General features: G+C 67.3%; 18 protein-coding genes. 8 read left to right on the top strand and 10 right to left on the bottom strand.

The features are described 5' to 3' along the window. Positions 1-75: 75 nt before the first annotated feature. Genes AC1DIQ_RS07450 through AC1DIQ_RS07460 form a run of 3 tightly spaced genes read right to left on the bottom strand, consistent with a single transcriptional unit; the run spans position 76 to position 7822 of the window. Positions 76-3174 (bottom strand): efflux RND transporter permease subunit, encoded by a 3099-nt coding sequence (locus tag AC1DIQ_RS07450; protein ID WP_152151647.1) that lies wholly within the window; start codon positions 3172-3174, stop codon positions 76-78. Then, positions 3171-6680, bottom strand: a complete 3510-nt coding sequence (locus AC1DIQ_RS07455) for an efflux RND transporter permease subunit (RefSeq protein ID WP_152151645.1) — start codon at positions 6678-6680, stop codon at positions 3171-3173. Before AC1DIQ_RS07455 ends, AC1DIQ_RS07450 begins: the two co-directional genes overlap by 4 nt. Then, positions 6677-7822 carry an efflux RND transporter periplasmic adaptor subunit gene (locus tag AC1DIQ_RS07460; RefSeq protein WP_461770390.1) on the bottom strand — a complete coding sequence of 382 codons (1146 nt, stop codon included), beginning with the start codon at positions 7820-7822 and terminating at the stop codon, positions 6677-6679. Before AC1DIQ_RS07460 ends, AC1DIQ_RS07455 begins: the two co-directional genes overlap by 4 nt. Before the next feature lie 204 nt (positions 7823-8026). On the opposite strand from AC1DIQ_RS07460, the gene AC1DIQ_RS07465 reads away from it, so the two are divergent. Together AC1DIQ_RS07465 and AC1DIQ_RS07470 are read left to right on the top strand one after the other, a co-directional pair. After that, positions 8027-8419 carry a c-type cytochrome gene (locus tag AC1DIQ_RS07465; protein ID WP_461770389.1) on the top strand — a complete coding sequence of 131 codons (393 nt, stop codon included), beginning with the start codon at positions 8027-8029 and terminating at the stop codon, positions 8417-8419. A gap of 8 nt (positions 8420-8427) precedes the next feature. After that, entirely contained in the window at positions 8428-8889 is a 462-nt protein-coding gene (locus AC1DIQ_RS07470) for a c-type cytochrome (protein WP_019183110.1), read from the top strand. 45 nt (positions 8890-8934) lie between these two features. Here the strand turns inward: AC1DIQ_RS07470 and AC1DIQ_RS07475 are convergent, their stop codons facing one another. Together AC1DIQ_RS07475 and AC1DIQ_RS07480 are read right to left on the bottom strand one after the other, a co-directional pair. Continuing rightward, positions 8935-10818 carry an ATP-binding cassette domain-containing protein gene (locus tag AC1DIQ_RS07475; protein WP_121042118.1) on the bottom strand — a complete coding sequence of 628 codons (1884 nt, stop codon included), beginning with the start codon at positions 10816-10818 and terminating at the stop codon, positions 8935-8937. Positions 10819-10853: 35 nt separating this feature from the next. Continuing rightward, positions 10854-11750 (bottom strand): LysR family transcriptional regulator, encoded by an 897-nt coding sequence (locus AC1DIQ_RS07480; protein WP_121042116.1) that lies wholly within the window; start codon positions 11748-11750, stop codon positions 10854-10856. A gap of 104 nt (positions 11751-11854) precedes the next feature. Between AC1DIQ_RS07480 and AC1DIQ_RS07485 the strand changes: the two genes are divergently transcribed. After that, positions 11855-12931 (top strand): YeiH family protein, encoded by a 1077-nt coding sequence (locus AC1DIQ_RS07485; RefSeq protein WP_121042115.1) that lies wholly within the window; start codon positions 11855-11857, stop codon positions 12929-12931. 33 nt (positions 12932-12964) lie between these two features. Then, positions 12965-14347, top strand: a complete 1383-nt coding sequence (gene dbpA / locus AC1DIQ_RS07490) for an ATP-dependent RNA helicase DbpA (protein ID WP_121042113.1) — start codon at positions 12965-12967, stop codon at positions 14345-14347. A gap of 104 nt (positions 14348-14451) precedes the next feature. Here the strand turns inward: dbpA and AC1DIQ_RS07495 are convergent, their stop codons facing one another. The 4 genes from AC1DIQ_RS07495 to AC1DIQ_RS07510 form a co-directional block, all read right to left on the bottom strand. After that, positions 14452-14988 (bottom strand): adenine phosphoribosyltransferase, encoded by a 537-nt coding sequence (locus AC1DIQ_RS07495; protein WP_121042110.1) that lies wholly within the window; start codon positions 14986-14988, stop codon positions 14452-14454. A gap of 42 nt (positions 14989-15030) precedes the next feature. Then, positions 15031-16596 (bottom strand): protein adenylyltransferase SelO, encoded by a 1566-nt coding sequence (locus tag AC1DIQ_RS07500; RefSeq protein WP_478049760.1) that lies wholly within the window; start codon positions 16594-16596, stop codon positions 15031-15033. A gap of 37 nt (positions 16597-16633) precedes the next feature. Further along, positions 16634-17326, bottom strand: a complete 693-nt coding sequence (locus AC1DIQ_RS07505) for a glutathione S-transferase family protein (protein WP_478049761.1) — start codon at positions 17324-17326, stop codon at positions 16634-16636. Positions 17327-17487: 161 nt separating this feature from the next. After that, positions 17488-17697, bottom strand: coding sequence for a cold-shock protein (locus AC1DIQ_RS07510; RefSeq protein ID WP_017356920.1), 210 nt, complete (start codon positions 17695-17697; stop codon positions 17488-17490). A 301-nt stretch (positions 17698-17998) separates the two neighbouring features. Here AC1DIQ_RS07510 and AC1DIQ_RS07515 point away from each other — a divergent pair, with 301 nt between their 5' ends. Then, positions 17999-18466, top strand: coding sequence for a YaiI/YqxD family protein (locus AC1DIQ_RS07515; RefSeq protein ID WP_121042104.1), 468 nt, complete (start codon positions 17999-18001; stop codon positions 18464-18466). A 168-nt stretch (positions 18467-18634) separates the two neighbouring features. Here AC1DIQ_RS07515 and AC1DIQ_RS07520 read toward each other — a convergent pair whose 3' ends face one another. After that, complete coding sequence (locus tag AC1DIQ_RS07520; protein WP_121042102.1) at positions 18635-19519, bottom strand: pseudouridine synthase; 885 nt, start codon at positions 19517-19519, stop codon at positions 18635-18637. 41 nt (positions 19520-19560) lie between these two features. On the opposite strand from AC1DIQ_RS07520, the gene AC1DIQ_RS07525 reads away from it, so the two are divergent. The 3 genes from AC1DIQ_RS07525 to AC1DIQ_RS07535 all read left to right on the top strand — a co-directional run bounded on the left by AC1DIQ_RS07525 (position 19561) and on the right by AC1DIQ_RS07535 (position 23455). Then, positions 19561-20112 (top strand): YaeQ family protein, encoded by a 552-nt coding sequence (locus AC1DIQ_RS07525; protein ID WP_121042100.1) that lies wholly within the window; start codon positions 19561-19563, stop codon positions 20110-20112. Then, positions 20109-21293 carry a BaiN/RdsA family NAD(P)/FAD-dependent oxidoreductase gene (locus AC1DIQ_RS07530; RefSeq protein ID WP_121042098.1) on the top strand — a complete coding sequence of 395 codons (1185 nt, stop codon included), beginning with the start codon at positions 20109-20111 and terminating at the stop codon, positions 21291-21293. The genes AC1DIQ_RS07525 and AC1DIQ_RS07530 overlap by 4 nt, the downstream gene beginning before the upstream one ends. Positions 21294-21385: 92 nt before the next feature. Further along, positions 21386-23455 (top strand): GGDEF/EAL domain-containing response regulator, encoded by a 2070-nt coding sequence (locus AC1DIQ_RS07535; RefSeq protein WP_152151631.1) that lies wholly within the window; start codon positions 21386-21388, stop codon positions 23453-23455. Positions 23456-23581 lie beyond the last annotated feature (126 nt).

The raw sequence follows: 23581 nt of genomic DNA on the forward strand, positions 1-23581 counted from the left end.
GGAGTCGCGGGTAGTGCATGCGTGGATGCGGTCTGCGAAAAAAAGGAGGCCCGCCCAACGGGCCTCCATGCACCCTCAAACCGATTCTGCGCCCGGTTCGACCACCGGAGCATCCACGCCGCGGCCACGCGCGCGCCGGATGATCCGCGACACCGCGGTGCTCATGTCATCGAGCATCGCGTAGATGGTCGGCAGGAACAGCAGGCTCACCACCGTGGAGAACGCCAGGCCGCCGGCGATGGCGCGGGCCATCGGGTAGTACGGCGGGCCATTGCCGAGCAGCTGGGTGTCGGTCATGGAGATCGGGATCATCGCCAGGATCGCGGTGCCCATCGTCATCATGATCGGGCGCAGGCGCTCGCGTGAGCCTTCCACCAGCGCCTGGGTCCGGCCCATGCCACGGCGGCGCAGGTTGTTGATGTGCTCGATCATCACGATGCCGTTGTTCACCACCACCCCCATCAACACCAGGATGCCGATGAAGGACATGATCCCGAAGGAGGTGCCGGTGATCCAGAACAGCCAGAACACGCCGAAGATCGAGAACAGCACGCCGCTCATGATCGCCGCCGGGAACAGCAGCGACTCGAACACGGCGGCCATCACCACGTAGATCATCACCAGCGCGATCACCAGATTGAACATCATCTGCGACATCGCCTGGTCGTCGTCGCCGTAATCCCCCCCGTCGAAGCTGAAGGTGTAGCCGGCCGGGAAGCTCATCGGCTTGAGCGTTTCTTCCATCGCCTTGCGGCCGTCCGGCACCGTCACCTTCTCGGCCAGGTTGGCCTTGATGGTCAGCGTGGTCTGACGGTTGGTGCGGCCGATCTGGGTGGCCGACGGCTTGATTGCCACATCGACCAGGCTCAGCAAGGGCACCGAGCGGCCGTCGCCAGTGCGCACCGTGTAGCTGGCCAGGTCCTCCGGGCTGCTCTGCTCGGCACCGGCGAAGCGCACCCATACCGGCACTTCGCTGTCACCGCGGCGGAACTCGCGCAGCGGCGCGCCACGCAGGGCCAGGCCGACGAAACTGGCGACCTGCTCGGCGTTGAAGCCGAAGGCTGCGGCGCGCTCGCGGTCCACATGGATGGACAACTCGCTGCCCTTTTCGCCGTTGTCGATGCGCACGTCGCGCAGCTCCTTGCGCTGGGCCAGCAGCGGCACCACTTCCTCGCCGATCTCCTGCAGCATCTTGGTCGAGTCGCCGACCAGCTGCACCTGCACCTGGTTGTTGCCGCTTCCGCCATTGCCCTCGCCCGAATTACCGACCACGTAATCGGCACGCGCCGAGCGAGGCAGCCCCTTTCGCAGTGCTTCCTGCACGGCCGGCATGTTCTTGGCGTGCGCGGTGTCGAACGTCACGATCGTGCTGCTGCCTTCCTGCTCGCTGTACCAGGAATACACCTGGGTGATGTGCAGCGCCTGCCGGTTGTCGTCCAGGTAGCGTTCGACGCGCGCCACTTCCTCGGACATCTGCCCGAAGGTATAGGCGCCCTTCCAGTTGTACCCGATGAACACCTCATGGCCCCCCTCGCCACCGAACATGTCGATCTTGGTCAGCTTCATCGGCACCAGACTGATCAGGATCACCATCGCGATGCCGAACACGCTCCAACCGCGGTGCTCCAGGGTCCACTGCAGCAGTGTGGCGTAGCGGCGCTGCAGGCGTGCGATCACGCCGCTGTCCGAATGCACCAGTTTGGGCGTCTGCATGCGCGCGGACAGCATCGGGATCAGACTCACCGCGACCAGCCAGGAGGCCAGCAGCGAGACCGAGATCGTGATGGCGATCTGCGACATGAAGATGCTGATGTTGTTGGTCTCGCCGAACAGGTTCGGCACGAACACGATGCAGTGGCAGAGCGTGCCGGCGCTCAGCGCGATGGCCACGTTGCGGGTGCCGATGATCGAGGCCAGCCGTGGCTGGTCAGGCATGCGCTCGCGTTCCTGGTAGATGCTCTCCACCACCACCACGGCGTTGTCCACCAGCATGCCGACCGCCAGCAGCAGGCCCATCATGGTCAGGATGTTGAGGGTGACGCCGGCGAAATACATGAAGCCCAGCGTGATCACGAAACAGATCGGGATCGCCAGGGTCACCATCAGCGTGGACGGCCAATGGCGCAGGAAGAAGAACAGCACCGTGATCGACAGCAGCAGGCCGACCGCACCCGCCTCGGCCAGCTCCAGCAGCGAAGACGTCACCATCTTGCCCTGGTTGTCGATCACCTTGATCTGCACATCGCGCATCGAGGGCTGCGTGCGGATCGCCTCCACTTCGGCCAGCGCGGCACGCGACACCTCCACCAGGTTGGCGCTGCGCTCCTTGTAGATATCCAGGCCGACGGCCGGGTTGCCGTCCAGGCGCCGCCCGTAGTTCATGCGGGTGGGCTTGAGCCGGATCTCGGCGATGTCGCCCAGGCGCAGGCCCTTGTTGTCGATCACCAGATCGCGCAGTTCCTGCAGGTCGGTGATCTCGCCTACCGGCTGGATGCGTACGCGCTGGCCGTTGTCGTCGATCTGCCCGGCCGAGATCGAGAAGTTCAGGGTGCGCAGTCGGTCGCTGAGCTCGTTGATGCTCAGGTTGTGCGCGGTCAACCGGTCCGGGCTGATCGCGATCTCGACCTCGTTCGGCGGGGCACCGGAGATGTTGACCCGCGCCACGCCCGGGATGCGCTCGATCCGCCGCTTGAACTCGCGGTCGAGCATGTCGTAGGCGCCGGTCAGGTCGGTGGCACTGGCCAGGCGCACCTTCAGCACCGGGTCGTCGCTGCTGGACCACTTGAACACGTTGTAGCGCTGCAGGTCGTCGGGCAGATCGCTGCGGATCGCATCGATGCGCTCGCGGGCGTCCGAAGCCGCGATGGCGATGTCGCGGTCCCAGTCGGTGAACTCGATGAAGATGCTGGCGCCTTCGGAGGTGGCCGAGGAGCGCATGCGCTTGATCCCGGTCATCGTTGCCAGCGCTTCTTCGGTCGGCCGGATGATGTTGCGCTCGACCTCCTCCGGGGTGGAACCGGTATACGGCACCTGCACGAACAGGAACGGCGCGGAGATGTCCGGCAGCGCTTCCAGCGGCAGCCGGAACGAGGCGATCAGGCCCACCACCGCCAGCGACACGAAACACATGATCGTGGTGATGGGCCGGCGGATGGAGAACTCGGCAATGCTCATGCCGGCTCCTGTGCGGTGTCATGGCCGGCATCGGCCAGCGGCGTCTTGAGGTGGCGGCCACGCTCGCGGTAGTAGGCGTCGCCACGACGATCCAGCAGGTCGTACACCACCGGGATCACCACCAGGGTCAGCAGGGTGGAGACCAGCAGGCCACCGATCACGGTGATCGCCATCGGCGCACGCACTTCCGCGCCCTCGCCCATCGCCACCGCCAGCGGCAGGAAGCCGAACAGCGTGCACAACGTGGTCATGATGATCGGCCGCAGGCGGGAACGCGCGCCCTCCACCAGTGCCTCGCGCTTGGGCACACCGGCCTCGCGCAGCTGGTTGACCTTGTCGATCAGGATGATCGCGTTCTTGGTTACCAGGCCCACCAGCAGGATCAAGCCGATGAACACCACCACCGAGATCGGCTTGCCGGTCAGCATCAGCGCCAGGATCGCGCCGACCAGCGCCAGCGGGATGGTGAACAGGATGACGAACGGGTGCAGCAGCGACTCGAACTGCGAGGCCATCACCAGATACACCAGGAAGATCGCCAGGCCGAAGGCGAAGATCAACGAGCGTGCCGAGTCGGCCAGCTCCTCACCCTGGCCGCCGATGTGCATGCCCACACCCGCACCCAGCGGCTGCTTGGCGACCATGTCCTGCACTTCGCGCACGGCGCCGCCCAGGTCGATGTCGCGCAGGTTGGCAGAGACCACCGCCACGCGGGTCTGGTCGGCGCGATGGATCTCGCTGGGGCCGTTGGTGGCGACCACCTCGGCCACCGAATCCAGCGTCACCGGCCGGTTGCTGCCCGGATTGACGATCAGCCGGCGGATGCTGTCCACGCTGGCCCGGTCACCTTCCTGGGCACGCACCAGCACGTCGATCTTGCGGTCGCGGAAGCTGTAGCGCGTGGCCACGTCACCGCGCACCTTCTTGACCACCACATCGGCAATCTGCCGCGTGGTCAGGCCCAAGGCACCGGCGCGCTCCTGGTCGAAGCGGATCTGGATCTCCGGGAAGCCCTCTTCCACCGTGGATTTGACGTCAGCATAGTGCGGGTTGTTGCGCAGCATCGCGGCCAGCGCCTTGCCGGCCGTCTCCAGCGTGGCCATGTCCTGGCCACGCAGTTCCACTTCCAGCGGGGTGGAGAAGCTGAAGAGCGCCGGGCGGGCGAAATCGACCTGCACGCCAGGGTGCTGCTGCATCGATTCACGCAGACGCTCGGTGATCGCCGCTTCGGTGCGCGCGTTGCCGCCGCCGGCCATGACCACCGTCAACTTGCCGATGTTCTCGCCACTCTCGGTCGGGCTGGCATCCAGGCGGGTGCCACTCCCGCTGACCCCATACAGCGAGGCGATGCTGTCATCCTTGGCATGGGCCAGCTGCATCTCGCGGACCAGCGCATCGGTCTGCTTCAGCGGTGTACCGGCCGGCAGCTTGGCGGTCATTTCGAAGCGGTCCTGGGCCAGCTGCGGGATCAGATCCGCACCCAGCATCGGCACCAGCGCCATCGTGCCGACGAAGGCCAGCGCGGCCAGACCGAGCACCTTGCCCGGGTGATGCAGCGCGCCCGGCAGCAGCTTCAGGTAACCGCGCTCGGCACCGGCGTACGGCTTCATCGCCACATCGCTGGCCTTGCGCATCACCGGGCCGACCACGGCCACCAGGCCGCGCCAGACGCGGATCACCGACCAGGCCATCCCGAAGCAGATCCAGCGCACCAGCGTGCCCACGCCACGACGGCTGCCGGCGACCGGCTTCAGCCAGCGGCTGTCCGGCTGCCACGGTTGATGCGTGGGTTCTTCCGGGAAGGCCAGCGGTGGGCGGCCCTTGAGCGAGCTCAGCATCGGGATCAGGGTCATCGAGACCAGCAGCGAGATCGCGATCGCGATCGCCACGGTCAGCGCCTGGTCGCGGAACAACTGGCCGGCGATACCGTCCACGAACACCAGCGGCAGGAACACCGCAATGGTCGTCAGGGTCGAGGCGACCACGGCCATGCTCACTTCGCGGGTGCCGACGATGGCGGCCTGCAGGATGCTCAGGCCACGCTCGCGCGCCTTGGCGATGCTCTCCAGCACCACGATCGAGTCATCCACCACCAGGCCGGTGGCCAGCGCCAGACCGCCCAGCGACATCACGTTCAAGCTCAGGCCGAGCTGGCCCATGAAGAAGAACGTGGTGATGATCGAGACCGGCAGGGACAGGCTGATCACGAACGTGCTCCAGCCATCGCGCAGGAACAGGAAGATGATCAGGATGGCGAGGATGCCGCCGATCACGGCGTCTTTCTTGACGTCGCTGATGGCGTGTTCGATGAAGCGCGACTGGTCTTCGATCGTGGTCAGCTCGGCATCGCCGGGTACCTGGCCCTTGATCTGCTCCAGACGCGCACGCAGCGCCTCGGCGGTCGAGACCGTGTTGGCATCGCCCTCCTTGTAGATCGCCAGCTCGACCGCTTCCTTGCCGCCCAGACGGATGATCGCTTCGCGTTCCTTGTAGCCCTGGCGCACGGTGGCGACATCCTTCAGCCGCACCGGCACGCCGTTGGCGATGTTGGTGGAGCTGCTGCTGGATGCGCTCTGCGCGGCCGAGGCGGCGGCCACGGCGGCATCCGAGCCGGTCGAGGCGGCGATGGCGAACATCTGCTGCATCGCTGCGTCGGCCGCGCTGCCGTTGCTGCTCTGGGTAGTCACCAGCAGGTTGCGGATATCCTCCAGATCGGCGAACTGGTTGACGGTACGCACCAGGTAACGCTGCGAGCCTTCCTCCAGGCGACCGCCGGAGATGTTGATGTTCTCTTCCTTGAGCCGCTTGATGACGGTGTCGATCGGCAGGTTGAGCTGGGCCAGCTTCTGCTGGTCGATGTCGACCTGGATCTCATCCTCCAGACCGCCGCCGACCTTCACTGCGGCCACGCCGGTAACCGGCTCCAGCTTCTTCTTCAGGTCTTCATCGGCATAGCGGCGCAGCTCGGTGAGCTGGCGCACGGCCTCGGCATCGCTGGACGGATCGGTTTTGGCCGAGATCACCAGGCGCATGATCGGTTCGGTGGACGGATTGAAGCGCAGCAGCACCGGAGACTTCGCCTCCAGCGGCAGGTTCAGCGCTTCCATCTTGTCGCGCACCTCCAGGCTGGCCTGGTCCATGTTGGTGCCCCAGGCGAACTCGAGCACGACATCGCTCTGCCCGGTACGCGAGATCGATTTGAGTTTGCGCAGGTTCTTGACCACGCCGACGGCCTCTTCGACCGGCTCGGTGATCAGCGTTTCGATTTCCGCCGGCGCTGCACCGGTGTATTCGGTGCGCACGGTCAGGGTCGGGTAGCTCAGGTCGGGCAGCAGGTTGACCTTGAGATTGCCCAGCGCGATGAAGCCGAACAGCATCAGCGTGACGGTGAACATCGCGATGGTGACGCGGCGGCGGGTGGCGAACTCCACCAGGCCGCCGCCGTGGGCACCGGGGCGATCGCCCTGGTGCGGATCGTTGCCGTGGTCGTTGCCGGCCGCTGTCATTGACGGCTCTCCGCCTTGGCCGGCGCCGGCGTGGCCGCAGCGGTGGCGGCCGGCTTGGTGCCGATCACCTGCACCGCGGTGCCATCACGCAGCGCCACCTTGCCGGCGGTGACCACCTGATCACCGGCGGCCAGGCCTTCGCGGATTTCCACCCACGGCCCTTCGGCATAGCCGAGCTTGACCGGCACGCGCGCCGCCTTGCCCTCGCGCACGCGGAACACCGCCGGTTCACCGTCATCAAGCAGCGCCAGGCGCGGCACCACCAACGCATCGGCGCGCTGGTCGTAGTCGATCCGGATGCGGCCGAACATGCCCGGCTGCAGGCCTTCAGCATCTTCGCCGAAGCCGCTGACCACGCGGAACGTACCACTGCCTGCATCGACCACCGGCGAGGTGCGGTCCACCGTGCCCGGGAAGGTCTTGCCCGGCAGCGCATCGGCGATCAGCGTCACCGGCTGGCCCGGGCGCAGCGTGGCCAGCTCGCGCTCGGGCACATTGAGCGTGGCTTCCAGGCGCGAGGTGTCGACGATGCGGAAGATTGGCGTGTTGATCTGTACGAAGTTGCCGGTCTTGATCGAGCGCGAGGCGATCACGCCCGAGATCGGCGCGATCACCGTGGTGTAGGACAGTTCCAGCGTGGCCAGCCGATACTGCGCGCGGGCGTTGTCGAGGTCGTACTTGATCTGATCGACATCGGCGGCGCTGACCATCTGCTGGCCGACCAGCTTGTGGGCCCGCTGGTAATTGTTCTCCAGCTTGCGCATCTGCGCTTCGCTCTGGGCAACGGCCAGGCGCGCACGGTCCGGATCCAGCCGCACCAGCGGCTGCCCGGCACGTACCTGCTGCCCTTCTTCGACCAGAACGACCAGCGCGACGCCGGAGGTCTTGGCGACCACCTGCGACTCGCCCCGCGGCTCCAGTGCGGCCGTGCCGGTGTAACTGGCCGCGACGGCGCGGCGGCTGGCGGCGACCGCTTCGACCGGTACCGCATCGACCTTCTTCTCGGCCTTGCCGTCCTTTTCAGCAGCGTTGGCTTCGGCGGGGCCGGCGCCACCGCAGCCGCTGAGCAGCAGGGTGGAGGTGATCAGCAGTGCAGCGGCACAGCGTCCGGTGCGGCCGAGCAGGAAAGTGTGTCGCGACATCGTCGTGTCCCTAAGGATGCGTGGGCAGGTGTGGTAGCAAAGTAATGCACCACGTCACGACCACACCATATCCCAAAGGTCATGGTGACCTGCGGCGATGGCTTCCCGGGCCCGGTTTCAGCTAGATGAAATGGCAGGCTATACTCGGCCCAGTTCCGTACCCCACGCCGGAACGACCAGACCCGTTTATCGGAAAAGGACATCATGCGCCCGCAGCCGCTCGCCGCTTGTCTCGTTCTGGCCGTCCTCCTGCCCCTCGGGGCCGCCGCACAGGCCGCAACACCCGCTCCTGCAGTACCCGCCCCCCCCGCTCCGGCCGCCACTGCGCCGGCGCCTGCCGCCGTCACCGGCCGGTTCGACAATGGCCGGGTCCTGGCCTACACGTGCCAGGGGTGCCACGGCATCACCGGGTACAAGAACGCCTACCCCAGCTACAAGGTGCCCAAGATCGGCGGGCAGACCCGTGAGTACCTCAGCCAGGCGCTGACCGAGTACCGCCACGGCAAGCGCAAGCATCCGACGATGCAGGCGCAGTCGATGAGTTTCAGCGAACAGGAGATCGCCGATCTCGCTGTTTACCTGTCCACCGTCAAATAAGCGCGCTCATGTCGAAAGCCACGCCACTCCAGCGTTATGCCATCGCCCTGTCCGTTGCCCTGCTGATGACTGCGTGTTCGCAGTCACAGGTGGAGAACAGCGCAGATTCCGCCGCCGATCCGGGCCACGCCAGTGGTGAACACGGGTCCGGCTCCTCCGCCGGCCTGCCGGCCGGCCGCATCGCCGCCGGTGAGGCGCGTGCCCAGGTCAAGGGCAAAGCCACCGGCCAGAGCTGCATCGACTGCCACGGGGCGGACGGCAACAAGCCGATCGACCCGACCTATCCGAAACTGGGTGGGCAGTACGGGGATTACCTGGCGCACAGCCTGCAGGCCTACCGCGCGGGGGATCGCCAGCACGCGCTGATGACCCCGCAGGCGACCGACCTGAGCGATCAGGACATCGCCGATCTGGCTGCATATTTCGGCTCACGACCGACCCAGCTGCGGGATCTGCACGGCTTGAAGTGACGACGGTGGAGCCGACCAACGGTCGGCTCTACATCGATCGCTGGATCAGGCGTCCAGCTCTTCCCAGCGCGCGTACGCGGCATCCAGCTCGGCCTGCACCTTGGCGAGCTTCGCATTGTGCGCGGCCATGTCGGGCGCGCTGCGCTGATAGAACGCCGGGTCGTTCATCGCGGCGGTGAGGCCTTCGACGTCCTTCTCCAGCGTTTCGATCTTCAGCGGCAGCTGTTCCAGCTCGCGCGCGTCCTTGTAGCTCAGCTTGCGCTTGGGCTCGGCCGGCGCGGCAGCGGCAGCAGCCGCAGCAACCGGCTTGGCCGCCACCACCGGTGCGGACGCAGCCGCGGCGGCCACGCGTGCGGCGTGGCGCTGCCAATCGGTATAGCCGCCAACGTACTCGCCGACCACGCCGTCGCCTTCCATCACCATCGTGGAGGTCACCACGTTGTCCAGGAAGTCACGGTCATGGCTGACCAGCAGCAACGTGCCGGTGTAATCGCTCAGCAGCTCTTCGAGCAGCTCGAGGGTTTCCACGTCCAGATCGTTGGTCGGTTCATCCATCACCAGCAGGTTGGACGGCTGCGCGAACAGCTTGGCCAGCAGCAGGCGGTTGCGCTCACCACCGGACAAACGGGTGATCGGCGCGCGGGCACGCTCGGGCGAGAACAGGAAGTCCTGCAGGTAGGCATGCACGTGCTTGCGCTTGCCGTTGAACTCGATGAAGTCGCGGCCCTCGGCCACGTTCTCGATCGCGGTCCAGTCTTCGCGCAGGACCGCACGGTACTGGTCGAAATACGCGATCTGCAGGTTGGTACCGGCGCGCACTTCGCCGCTCTGCGGCTGCAGGTCGCCCAGCAGCAGCTTGAGCAGCGTGGTCTTGCCGCTGCCGTTCGGCCCGATCAGGCCGATGCGGTCGCCGCGAAGGATGACGGTACTGAAATCCTTGACCATCACGCGCTCGCCGAAGGCGAACGAGATGTCCTTGACGTCGATGACCTTCTTGCCGGAGTTCTCCGCCTGCGCCGCTTCCATGCGCACGTTGCCGCCGAGTTCGCGGCGCTGCGAGCGATCGTTGCGCATCGCCTTGAGGCGGCGCACACGGCCTTCGTCGCGGGTGCGGCGGGCCTTGATGCCCTGGCGGATCCAGATTTCTTCCTGCGCGAGCAGTTTGTCGAAGCGCGCGTTTTCCTGCGCCTGCGCGTTCATGCGCTCTTCGCGGCGACGTTCGTAGTTGGCCCAGTCGCCCGGCCAGCTGGTGACCTGGCCGCGGTCGATCTCGACGATGCGGGTGGCCAGTGCACGCAGGAAGCGACGGTCATGGGTGACGAACACCACGCTGCCGTTCCAGTTCTTGAGGAACATTTCGAGCCAGTCGATGGCTTCGATGTCCAGGTGGTTGGTCGGTTCGTCGAGCAGCAGCAGATCCGGCGAGGACACCAGCGCGCGGCCGAGCAGCACACGGCGCTTCATGCCGCCGGACAGGCGCGCGAATTCGGCATCGCCGTCCAGGTCGAGCTTGGTCAGGGTCTCGCTGACGCGCTGATCCAGGCCCCAGCCGTTGGCGGCATCGATCTTGGCCTGCACGGCCGAGAGCGCATCGCCGTCGAAATCCTCGGCCATGCTCAGGTGGTGGAACTCGGCCAGCCACTGGCCCAGTTCGCCCAGACCATCGGCGACCACGTCGAACACGCTGCCGGCGGCACCGTGCGGAACCTCCTGTTCCAGGCGGGTGATGCGCACCCCCTGCTGCACGCGGACTTCGCCGTCATCGGGCTTGTGATCGCCGGACAGCAGTTTGAGCAGGGTCGATTTGCCGGCGCCGTTGCGCCCGATCAGGGCGATACGCTCGCCCGGCTCGATCGACAATTCGGCTTTTTCCAGCAACAGGGGGCCGCCGACGCTGAAGTCGACGTTTTGCAGAGTAATCAGAGGCATCCGACCATTGTACGGTCTGGCGGCAACCGCGTCGCTTACTCCTGACCGAACGCGTCCGCGGGCAGCGCCAGCAGCGCCCGCAGCGCCGCGGGCACCCGCTTGCCCGGATGACGTACCACCCACAGCTGGCGCGACATCGGCGGCACCGGCGTTTCCACGACGCTCAAGCTGCCCAGCGCGAGCAGATCGGCCACCGCATGCCGCGACAGGCACGCCAGGCCAAGCCCGGCCGCAGCGGCCTGCTTGATCGCCTCGGTGCTGCCCAGCTGCATGGCGCGGGCAAAGTGGTGCAGGTGCGGCAGCAGCGCCTGCTCAACCGCCTCGCGGGTGCCCGAACCCGGCTCGCGCAGCAGCCAGCGGGCCTGCGCCAGCGCCGCGACATCCATGCAGGTGGGCGTCGTGCCCGGCGCGGCCACGATGACCAGATCATCGCGCTGCCACGGCAGCACCTGCAGGCCGCTTTCATGGCACGGGCCTTCAATCAGGCCCAGATCGACCTCCAGGCGCTGTACGGCCGCGACCACATCTGCGCTGTTGCCGATCCGCAGGTCCACCTGCGCCTGCGGGTTATCGGCCAGCAGCGCGGCGACGCGGGATGGCAGCAGGTAGTTGCCGATCGTGGTGCTGGCCCCGAGCCGCAGCAGCAGAGGCAAGACGCCGGCATTGGACTGCCCTGCGCCGGCCAGCCGCTCCAGATCGGCGGCGGTGACCAGCAGCGCGCGGGCCGGATCCAGCAGCGCCCGTCCCTGCGGGTTGAGCACCAGCCGGCGCCCGATCCGGTCGAACAGTGGGCTGGCCAGCTGGCTCTCCAGTTCATTGAGCGCGGCGCTGGTGGCCGACTGCGATAACGCCAGCTGCGCGCCCGCCGCAGCCGTGGTGCCGGCGTCGGCAATGGAGACGAAAACCTGCCATTGACGGAGGGTGAGGTGCATGACGCCAATTAACGCACTAAACAGGTCGAAATTACAGGAACAATGCGTTTTACAGGTTCATCAGCAACGCGCAGGCTATGCCGGTGCTTTGACTGGAGACCCTTGTGAACACCTCTGCCGCCGCCCTGCCTTCACCCACCACCGCGCAGCGCTGGCGCAGCCGCCTGCCCGGGCTGCTGCTGACCGGCGCCGTTGCGGCTACGGCCATGGGCCTGGCGCCGCTGCCGTGGCTGCAGGCGCACGGCATCAGCGCGCTGACCCTGGCCATCGTGCTCGGCATCGCCGTGGGCAACACTGCCTACCCGCGGCTGGCGGCCCATGCCGGCGCCGGGGTCGGCTTTTCCAAGCATTGGCTGCTGCGGGCAGGCATCGTGCTGTACGGCCTGCGCCTGACCTTCCAGGATATCGGCCAAGTCGGTATCAGCGGGGTGCTGATCGATGCGCTGGTGCTGACCAGCACGTTCGCGCTGGCCTGGTGGGCCGGCACGCGCTGGTTCGGGCTCGAGAAGGAAAGTGCCCTGCTGATCGGCGCGGGCAGCTCGATCTGCGGGGCGGCGGCGGTGATGGCGGCCGAGCCGGTGGTGCGCGGGCGCGCCGAACAGGTGACCGTGGCCGTGTCCACCGTGGTGGTGTTCGGCACGCTCGCGATGTTCCTGTACCCGCTGCTGTACCAGCTCAACCTCGCGCACGGGTGGATCCCGATGACCGCGCAGGGCTACGGCGTGTTCACCGGCTCGACCGTGCACGAAGTTGCGCAGGTGGTCGCCGCCGGCCGCGCCGTGAGCACAGCTGCCGCCGACACCGCCGTGATCGCCAAGATGGTGCGGGTGATGATGCTGGCACCGTTCCTGATCGGGCTGTCGATGCTGCTGGCACGCGGTGGTACGCCGGGGGCGCCGGGCCAGCGCGCCAGGATCGTGGTGCCCTGGTTCGCGTTCGGCTTCGTCGCGGTGGCCGGGCTCAACTCGCTGCAGGTGCTGCCGGCGGCCATCGTCAGCGCGGCGATCGAACTGGACACCGTGCTGCTGGCGATGGCGATGGCCGCGCTCGGTCTGACCACGCATGCCTCTGCGCTGCGCAGGGCCGGGATGAAGCCACTGCTGCTGGCGCTGCTGCTGTTCGGCTGGCTGTTGGCGGGTGGGTTGGGGATCAACCTGGGCGTGCACGCGCTGCTGGGCTGAGGCACGCCGGGCGGACTTCTGCGACACTACCGCATGTCTGAATTCTCCTCCCTGCCGCTGAAACCAGCGCTGCTGCCCGGCATCGATGCCATGGGCTATACCTCGCTCACCCCCGTGCAGGCCCAGAGCCTGCCGGCCATCCTCGAGCGCCGCGATGTCATCGCACAGGCCCCGACCGGCAGCGGCAAGACCGCCGCCTTCGGCCTGGGCCTGCTGCAGGCGCTGGACCCGTCCGTGACACGCGCCCAGGCGCTGGTGCTGTGCCCGACCCGCGAGCTGGCCGATCAGGTCGGCAAGCAGATCCGCAAGCTGGCCACCGGCATTCCCAATCTGAAGCTGCTGGTGCTGACCGGCGGCATGCCGCTGGGCCCGCAGCTGGCCTCGCTGGAAGCGCACGATCCGCAGGTCGTGGTCGGCACCCCCGGGCGCATCCAGGAACTGGGCCGCAAGCGCGTGCTGCATCTGGGCGGCGTGACCACGCTGGTGCTGGATGAAGCCGACCGCATGCTCGACATGGGCTTTGAAGAGCCGATCCGCGAGATCGCCGGACGCACCAGCAAGGACCGCCAGACGCTGCTGTTCTCGGCGACCTTCCCGGATGAGATCCGCGAGATCGCCCGCGTGCTGCTGCGCGACCCGGTGGAAGTGACCGTGGAAGGCGCCGATCACGCGCCCGCGATCCGCCACCTGTTCTGCGAGACCGAGCTGGCACTGAAGCAGAAGGCGCTGGCCGGCCTGCTGCTCAAGTACACGCCGGAATCGGCCGTGGTGTTCTGCAACACCCGCCGCGATGTCGACGATGTCGCCATTTCGCTGCAGCAGTTCGGGTTCTCTGCGCTGCCGCTGCACGGCGAGATGGAACAGCGCGACCGCGACGAAGTGCTGGTGCGCTTCGCCAACCGCAGCTGCAACGTGCTGGTTGCCAGCGACGTCGCCGCGCGTGGCCTGGATGTGCAGGATCTGGCCGCGGTGATCAATTACGAGCTGCCGACCGATATCGAAACCTATGAGCATCGCGTTGGCCGTACCGGCCGCGCCGGTGCCACGGGCCTGGCGATCAGCCTGGTGACGCACCGCGAGCGCAACCGCGCCGATGCGCTGGAAATGGCACAGGGCAAGCCGCTGGACTGGCAGAAGACGCCGCTGGCCACCGCACGCCCGCCGGTGCTGCCGCAGGCCGCGATGACCACGCTGCGCATCGATGGCGGCAAGACCGACAAGCTGCGCCCGGGCGACATCCTCGGCGCACTGACCGGCGATGCCGGGCTGGCGGCCAAGTACATCGGCAAGATCGACATCTACGCCACGCGCTCGTACGTGGCCATTGCGCGCGAACATGCCGGCCGGGCGATCGGCCAGCTGGAGGCCGGCAAGATCAAGGGCCGCCGGTTCCGCGTCCGCAAGATGGATGTCTGAGCGGTAGAGCCGACCGTTGGTCGGCTGCACGTTCCTCGAGGCGTTCGAGGTGCCGGCCAGCGGCCGGCACTACCGGTGCCGGCACGCCCGCGCGGATTCCCGGATCAATAGACCAGATTGGCCAGCAGCGGGACGTCACTCGTCCAGCGGTCGCGGCCACCGAGGCCGGCCAGTTCCACCAGCACGGCCGCACCGACCACCTCGACCTGCAGCTGGCGGGCCAGCGACAACGCCGCCAGCAGGGTACCGCCCGTGGCGAGCACATCATCGATCACCAGCACGCGTGCGCCGGCCGGCAAGGCATCGGCGTGCACTTCGATGCTGTCGGTGCGGTATTCCAGGGTGTAATCCTGGCGCAGCACCTTGCCCGGCAGCTTGCCCGGCTTGCGCACCGGCACGAAGCCCACGCCCAGCACCCGCGCCATGGCCGCGCCGAGGATGAAGCCGCGCGACTCGATCCCCATCACTGCCTGCAGGTTGGCATCGCGCCAGGGCGCAACCATCGCATCGATGGCGGCCGCGAAATCCGGGCCGTCGGCGAGCAGCGGCATGATGTCCTTGAACAGGATGCCCGGCTTGGGGAAATCGGCGATGTCGCGCAGGCGGCCGGCCCAGGCGGGCGTGGCGGAAGACTCGGTCATGGGTCTGGGAACGAACGGGGTGGCATAGGGTAACCGAGGCGCTTACGAGCTGCAGGACAGCATCGAGCAGCCGGCCTTCACGCGCGCCCACTCGGGCCGCTTGGCCGCGAAGTGTTCGCGCCCCGGCTGCGTTTCATACGGCCGCCGCAGCACCTCCAGCAGCGTATGCACGCCGCTGAGGTCGCCCTGCTCCGCCTGCTCGATCGCCTCCTGGGCCAGCCAGTTGCGCAGCACGTAGCGCGGGTTGGCGCGGCCCATCTGCTGCTGACGCGCCTGTGCACTCAGGCCATCGCCGCGCAGGCGCGTCGCGTACTGCTGCAGCCATGCCTGCAGCGACGGCAGCACCGCGTCGCGACGGGCCGGGCTGTAGAACGCCTCCTCCAGCACCACCACGGAAGGCGATGCAGGATCGAGCGCCATCAGCCCACGGAAGGCCAGGGTCATGTCCATCTCGCCCTCGTGCAGGATCTCCAGCCAGGCGGCCATCAACGCCACATCCTCATCGCGGCAGCTATCCAGGCCCAGCTTCGCGGCGATGTCGGCGCGCTCGCAGGCCGCGTGCACCTGCTGGAAACGCGCCAGCCCGTCATGCAGCGGGGTGACATCCTCGAACAGCGGTGCCAACGCCTGCGCCAGCCGGGTGAGATTCCAGTACGCCACCTGCGGCTGCGTGCCGAAACGATAGCGTCGGCCCTGCGCGTCGGTGGTGTTGGGGGTCCACTCGGGATCGTAATCCTCGACCCAGCCATACGGGCCGTAATCGATGGTGAGCCCGAGGATGGAGAGGTTGTCGGTGTTCATCACGCCGTGCACGAAACCCACGCGCATCCAATGCGCGACAAGCACCGCGGTGCGCTCGCAGATGTCGGCAAACCAGCGCGCATGGCGCGCCTCGCCCGCCTCTGCCAGCGCAGGAAAATCGCGCGCGATGCAGACATCGGCCAACTGCCGCAGCAACGTCGTGTCACCGCGCGAGGCCGGCAGTTCGAAGCTGCCGAAGCGGATGAACGACGGCGCGACGCGACACACGATCGCGCCGGGTTCGGCTTCAGGGTGACCGTCGTAGAACATGTCGCGCACGACGGCATCGCCGGTGCCGACCAGACTCAGCGCGCGCGTGGTCGGCACGCCGAGGTGATGCATCGCTTCACTGCACAGGAACTCGCGGATGGACGAGCGCAGCACCGCACGCCCGTCGGCGCCCCGCGAGTACGGTGTGCGCCCGGCGCCCTTCAACTGCAGCTCCCAGTGCGCACCGTCCGGGGTGAGCAGCTCGCCCAGCGAGATCGCACGGCCATCGCCGAGCTGCCCCGCCCAATGGCCGAACTGATGGCCACCATAGTTGGCCGCCCACGGTGCCATCCCGGCATACAGCGCATTGCCGCCGAACACCCGTGCGAAATCCTCGCTCTCGATCAGGTCCTCGCCCATGCCCAGCAGCGTGGCCACCTCCGGCGAGTACGCCAGCAGCTGTGGCGCGGCGACCGGCGTCGGCATGACCGACGACCACACAGCCTCGCGCACCTCGCGCACGCGCGGGCCGGTTTCCGGGTCGCCGGGCAGGTCACGGATGAAACGGTTGTCGAAACGCAGGGGCCGGGTGCTCATCGGTATGAAATGGGGGCAGACCGGCTGCCCCGCAAGTTCAGCGCGAACCGCCGCCGAGGTTCAACGGACCGCCGCGCTCCACCGCACGTTGGTAGGCCGGGCGCTGCTCGATCCGGGCCAGGTATGCCTGCAGCCGTGGGTAGGTGGCCATGTCGCCACCGCGCGCGGCGGCGGCCTGGATCGGGAAGCTCATCTGGATATCGGCGGCGGTGAAGCGCTCACCGGCGAACCACGGCGACTGGCCGAGCTCGCGTTCCATCCAGTCCATGTGCAGCTTCACCTGCGGACGCACGAAGCCGTTGAGCGCCTTGTCGGCGATGGAGCGCGCGATCGGCTTGGCGAAGAACGGCATCGGCGCATTGCGCAGCCGCGAAAACACCAGCGTCATCACCAGCGGCGGCATCGCCGAGCCTTCGGCGTAGTGCATCCAGTAGCGGTAACGCACGCGCTCGGGGGCCTGGGCCGGCATCGGCTCGGGGGAGAGCTGGCGGCCGCTGTCGTAGCGGTCGGCGAGGTATTCCAGGATCGCGCCGGATTCGGCCAGCACCAGCGCGTCGTCCTGCAGCACCGGCGACTTGCCCAGCGGGTGCACGTCGCGCAGCGCCTGCGGCGCGAGCCAGGTCTTGGGATCGCGCTGGTAGTTGACGACCTGGTACGGCAGGCCCAGCTCTTCGAGCATCCACAGCACGCGCAGCGAGCGCGAATGGTCCAGATGGTGCACCTTGATCATCGAGGGTTCCGCAGGGTCAAAGCGGCATCGTAACCGGGCGACGGGAACGATGACGTCTTCAACGGGATCTGCGTCGACGATGGCCGAATGCCGCCCAATAAAAAACGCCGGAAGCTTTCGCTTCCGGCGTTTTAGGCGACCTTACGGTTGCGGGGGGTCGATTAGACCGCCTGCACCTGGTCAGCCTGCATACCCTTCTGGCCCTGCACGGCGACGAAAGTCACCTTCTGGCCTTCCTGCAGCGACTTGAAGCCGGTGCCCTGGATCGCGCGGAAATGCACGAAGAGGTCCGGGCCGCTTTCCGGGGTGATGAAGCCGAAGCCCTTGGCGTCGTTGAACCACTTCACGGTGCCCTGCTGACGATCAGACATGTACTAACTCCTGAAACAATAGTTGAAATAATCGCGGCCGCCGCGTATCGGAGCCGAGACTGAGTTGCAGGCGTTGGTAAAGCGGATCGATGAGCAGATCGTGAGATCAACTGCACCAGGCCACGATTCACGGTGACCCTAGCAAACACAGTGTGGGTGACGATACTCGTGTTTTACCGAAAAAGCGATAGCTGGTTGATTCAGCCATCCTCCCCCTCCCGCCTGACAGGACAAGGGGTCGGGCGATCCTACACGAAATCGCACCCCCTATTCAGATTTTTCCTACCTTAAGATCAGCCAAATGACTGATGCCCCGACCCCTAAAGTTCACATCTGGGTGGACGCCGACGCTTGTCCGGCCGTCATCAAGGAGATCCTGTTCCGTGCCGCAGAGCGTGCCGGGATCGAGATGACCCTGATCGCCAACCACTGGCTGCGGACCCCTCCGTCCCGTTTCATCCGCTCCATCCAGGTTCCGCCGGGCCTGGATGTGGCCGACAGCGTGATCGTGGAACGGGTCCAGCCGGGCGATCTGGTCGTCACGCAGGACATCCCGCTGGCGGCCCTGGTGTTGGACAAAAAGGCCGTCGCATTGAACCCGCGCGGCGACCTGTACACCCCCAACAACATGGCCGAGCGGCTGTCGATGCGCAATTTCATGGAGGAACTGCGCGGCTCGGGCGTTCAGACAGGCGGCCCTCCGCCGCTGCATGCGCGCGACAAGCAGGCCTTTGCCGCGCAACTGGACCGTTGGCTGGCCAAACGTTAAGGCTGATGAACCGTCAGCACCCTGATGAACCGCTGGCCGGCTGAGGGTTCGGTGTGGAAAGGGTCCGGCATGGCTGAGGGGCCGGTGTCGGTAGAGCCGGCCGCTGGCCGGCTCCTCCGTCGCATCTGGTGACCACCACAGATCCCGGCAGCCGGCCAGCGGCCGGCCCTACAGGTGAAGCGACAACCCGCTGGCGAACGTGCGCCGCTCCCCGGTCAACGGGTCATCGAACGCCAATTCCTTGGCCAGCAGCTGCAGCGGCGCGTCCGCCGGCGCATCCGCGTGCAGCTCCGGGTACAGGTCGTCCCCCAGGATCGGGGCGCCCAGCGCGGCCATGTGCACGCGCAGCTGGTGCTTGCGGCCGGTCACCGGGTGCAGTCGGTAGCGCCAGACCGGTCCGGTGCCGTCGATCACCTCGATGCGGGTCCGCGCATTGGGCTCGCCGGGCTCCTCGGCCATGCGGAAGAACGGCTCTCCCGGGACCAAGCGGGTCTGCCGCTCCAATGGGAACGGCAGTTCGGGCAGTCCCGGCGCCAGCGCTTCGTACACCTTCTCGATGCGCCGCTCGCGGAACAGGCGCTGGTAGGCATCGCGGCTGTCTGGCCGGGTGGAGAACAGCACCAGCCCGGCGGTCAGGCGGTCCAGGCGGTGCAGCGGCACCAGATCCCGGTTGCCGGTGCGCGCCACCAGCCGGGCCAGCAGCGTCTCGCGCACGTAGCCGCCGGCAGGGGTGACCGGAAGGAAGTGCGGCTTGTCGGCCACCAGCAGGTGCGCGTCCTGGTGGACGACGGCCTCGGCGAAAGGAATCGCCGGCTCATCAGCCACCTCGCGGAAATACACGATCTCCAGCCCCACCTGCCAGGCCTGATCCGGCGCGAGCGCCCTGCCCTGCGCGTCCTGCACCCGCCCCCGGGCGAAGCGGTCTGCCCACTGCGCGCGGTCGATGCGCGGAAAGCGCGCGCACAGCCCGTCCAGCAGGCTCGGCCAGTCGCCGGGGGGCAACTGCAGGCGGCTGGGTGCGGGGGCAACGAGGATCGGATCGGACGGGCTCATGGCGAACCATTATCATGGCGCTCTTTGTTTCAGGTATCCCCATGGCCCTCACCGCCACCATCCGCAAGGCCGAACTGCAGATCAGCGACATGGATCGCGGCTATTACGCCAGCCATACGCTGACGCTGGCCCAGCACCCGTCCGAGACCGATGACCGCCTGATGGTGCGCCTGCTCACCTTCGCGCTGAACGCCGATGACCGGCTGGAGTTCGGCCGCGGCCTGAGCGTGGACGACGAGCCGGACCTGTGGCGCCGCGATTACACCGGCGACATCGAGCTGTGGATCGAACTGGGCCAGCCCGACGATTCGCGCCTGCGCAAGGCCGCCGGCCGCGCGCGTGCGGTGCAGCTGGTCACTTACGGCGGCCGCGCCGCCGACATCTGGTGGGACCGCAACGCCTCCGCGCTGAAGAAGCTGTCCACGCTGGAGGTCATGGACCTGCCGGGCGAGTTCGTCACCGAATGGGGCGCGCAGATCGAACGCACGATGCAGTGGGACGTGCAGATCCAGGACGGCGAAGTGCAGTTGACGTCCGACAAGGCGCAGCTCAGCGTCATCCCCACCTGGCGCAAGCAGAAGCCGCAGGCGTGAGTGTGATCCGCTGTGATGTGCTGGTCATCGGGGCCGGTGCTGCCGGGCTGATGTGTGCGATGACCGCAGGCAAACGCGGGCGCCTGGTGCAGGTGATCGACCATGCCAACAAGGTTGGCAAGAAGATCCTGATGTCCGGCGGCGGGCGCTGCAACTTCACCAACACCGGCACCACGGCGGCCAATTTCCTGTCGGCCAATCCGCACTTCTGCAAATCCGCGCTGGCCCGTTACACGCCATACCATTTCATCGAGATGGTGGAGCGGCACGGCATCGCGTATCACGAAAAAGAGCTGGGCCAGCTGTTCTGCGATATCTCCTCCAAGCAGATCGTGAAGATGCTGGTGGACGAATGCCTGGCCGCCGGCGTGCAGATCCGCACCGACTGCGGCGTGCAGAAGGTGGAGCGCGGCGCGGACGGCTTCCACGTGCACACCACGCAAGGGCATTTCCATGCCGCCTCGCTGGTGGTGGCCACGGGTGGCCTGTCGATCCCGAGCATGGGCGCGACCGGCGTCGGCTATGAGCTGGCCCGCCAGTTCGGCCACGAGGTCCTGCCGACCCGCGCCGGGCTGGTGCCGCTGACCCTGAGTGGCAAGCATCAGGAGCGCTTCAACGACCTCTCCGGCGTGGCCCTGCCGATCGAAGCGCGCTGCAACGGCACCGAGTTCCGCAACTCCATGCTGATCACCCACCGCGGCATCAGCGGCCCGGCGATCCTGCAGATCTCCTCGTACTGGCAGCCGGGCGACGAGCTGCGGCTGGACCTGCTGCCGGGCCAGGACGCGCTGGAGTGGCTGCGCCGGATGAAGGCCGAACGCGGTGCCGCCGAACTGCGTACGGTGCTCTCGGAGGTGTTGCCGCGCCGGCTGGCGCTGCGCCTGTGCGAGCACTGGCTGCCGGACCGGCTGGTGCGCCAGATCGACGAGCCACAGCTGCGCGAGGCGGCCGAGCTGCTGCAGAATTTCCCGCTGGTGGCCAGTGGCACCGAGGGGTACCGTACCGCCGAAGTGACGCTGGGCGGGGTCGACACCCGCAAGGTGTCCTCCAGTACGTTTGAATCGCACGTGGTTCCCGGCCTGCACTTCATTGGGGAGGTGCTGGACGTGACCGGCTGGCTGGGGGGCTACAACTTCCAGTGGGCCTGGGCCTGTGGCCATGCCGCGGGCAGCGTGGCCTGAGCCGGAACCAGCGTGCCATGATCGGCTACCGTTTGCCGCATGGACGTAGTCACACGCATCGTGTATCAAGTTTGCAGTCCGGGGAGTAGTGAATGCAGAACGCGAATGACATGACGGTCCGCCTGCTGATCGTGGACGACAGCGGCGAGAACGCCGAGACCATCGTCAGCACGCTGCGCAACAGCGGCATCGCGGTGCGCCCGACGCGCCCGCAGCACAGTGAGGAGCTGGCCCAGGCACTGGGTACCCAGCCGATCGACCTGGTGCTGGTCGCCGCAGCGCAGAGCATCCCGCTGCTGCAGGTGACCCAGCAGATCGCGGCCAGCGGCAAGGACATCCCGATGATCCTGCTGGCCGAATCGATCAACGAAACCGAGTGGGTCGAGGCCGGGGCCAATGGCATCCGCGCCATCGCCCTGCGCCACCGCCCCGAGCACCTGCTGGCGGTAGTGCGCAACGAATGGACCGATCTGCATGCGCGCCGCGGGCTGCGCCGGATCGAGGCGCAGATGCGCGAGACCGAGCGCCGCTGCGACGCGCTGATCTCGTCCTCGCGCGACCCGATCGCCTACATCCATGAAGGCATGCACATCCGGGCCAACGAGGCCTATCTGGAGATGTTCGGCTACGAAACCTTCGACGATGTGGAAGGCATCTCGCTGCTGGACATGGTCGCCCCGCAGCACGTGGACGGCTTCAAGCAGCTGCTCAAATCCATGAGCAAGGGCGATGCGCCACCGCCGCAGTACCAGGTGGATGCGCGCAACCAGGACGGCGCGGTGTTCCCGGCCACGATGGAGTTCACCCAGGCCAGCTATGAGGGCGAATCCTGCCTGCAGGTGGTGTTCCGCCGGCGCATGGAGTTCGATCCGGAGCTGGCGCGCGAGGTGGAGGACCTGCGCCAGCGCGACCAGGTCACCGGCCTGCTCAACCGCCCGACCTTCATGTTGCACGTCGAGCATGCGGTGGCCCAGGCCGGTCGCAGCGAGGGCCGGTTCGGCCTGCTGCTGATCGAACCGGACCATTACGCGCGCCTGCTGCCGGAGATCGGCCTGGACTCGGCCGACACGCTGATTGGCGCCCTCGCCCGTGTGCTGGCCCAATCGGTTGGCGACACCGCCCAGGTGGCCCGCTTCGGCGAGCACAGCTTTGCCGTGCTGACCGAAGCACCCTACGCGCAGACCGTCGCCCTGGCCGACCAGATCCGCGAGGCCTTCGCCTCGCAGGTGTTCAGCATCGGCGAGCGCTCGGCCACGGTCACGGTCAGCGTAGGCGGTGTGCAGGTCGGCGAGAAGATCGCCAGCATTGGCCAGGTGCTTGCGCGCGCCACCGAGTGCACCCAGGCGGCACTGGAGCTGGGCAACACCACCCGCGTGTTCGATCCGGCCGCGGTGGATCGCGTGGAAGAAGAGCGCATCCAGCACTGGGTGGCACGCATCCGCCAGGCCTTGGCCGGCGATGGCTTCCAGCTGCATTACCAGCCGGTGCTCAGCCTGCAGGGCGAGGCACTGGAGTTGTACGAGGCCTACCTGCGCCTGGACCACAACGGCGAGCTGCTCAGCCCGAACGCGTTCCTGGGCATCGCCGAGGACCATGGCCTGCTGGCCGACATCAACCGCTGGGTGGTCACCCACGCGATCGGCATGCTCGCGGCGCGCAAGCGCGAGGGCCATGTGACCCACCTGATGGTGAAGATCACCCCGGAGTCGTTCAACGACCCGCAGATGATCGCCACGCTCCGGCGCGAACTGGAGGCGCAAGGCGTGCCGGGCGAACAACTGTGGCTGCACGCGCCAGAGGCCAAGGTGTTCACCCACCTGCGCAATGCCCAGCAGTTCCTGGCCGCGGTCGCCCCGTTGGGCTGCCGGATCGGCCTGGAGCAGTTCGGCTCAGGACTGGATTCGTTCCAGCTGCTGGCGCACTTCCAGCCGCAGTTCCTCAAGCTGGACCGCGACTTCACCTCCGACTTCGCCCGTACGCGCGAGCACAGCGAGAAGATCAGCGAGATCACCGCGCGTGCGCAGGCCGCCAACATCCGGACCATCGCCGAATTCGTCGCCGATGCAAACTCAATGAGCCTGCTCTTCAGTGCCGGGGTGGACTACGTGCAGGGTGAGTTCGTCGGCCCGGCCGGCCCGGTGATGAATTTCGATTTCAGTTGACGGGATGCGTCACGACCCACGGTCGTGACCTGCCGTCTCCCGCGCATCAGGGGGCGCACCGCCCGGGCATCAACGGACGCGCCGCGCGGCCATCCGGGCACGCACCGCACCGGTGGATGCCGACCG

Source organism: Stenotrophomonas sp. 05L413 (assembly GCF_056397945.1).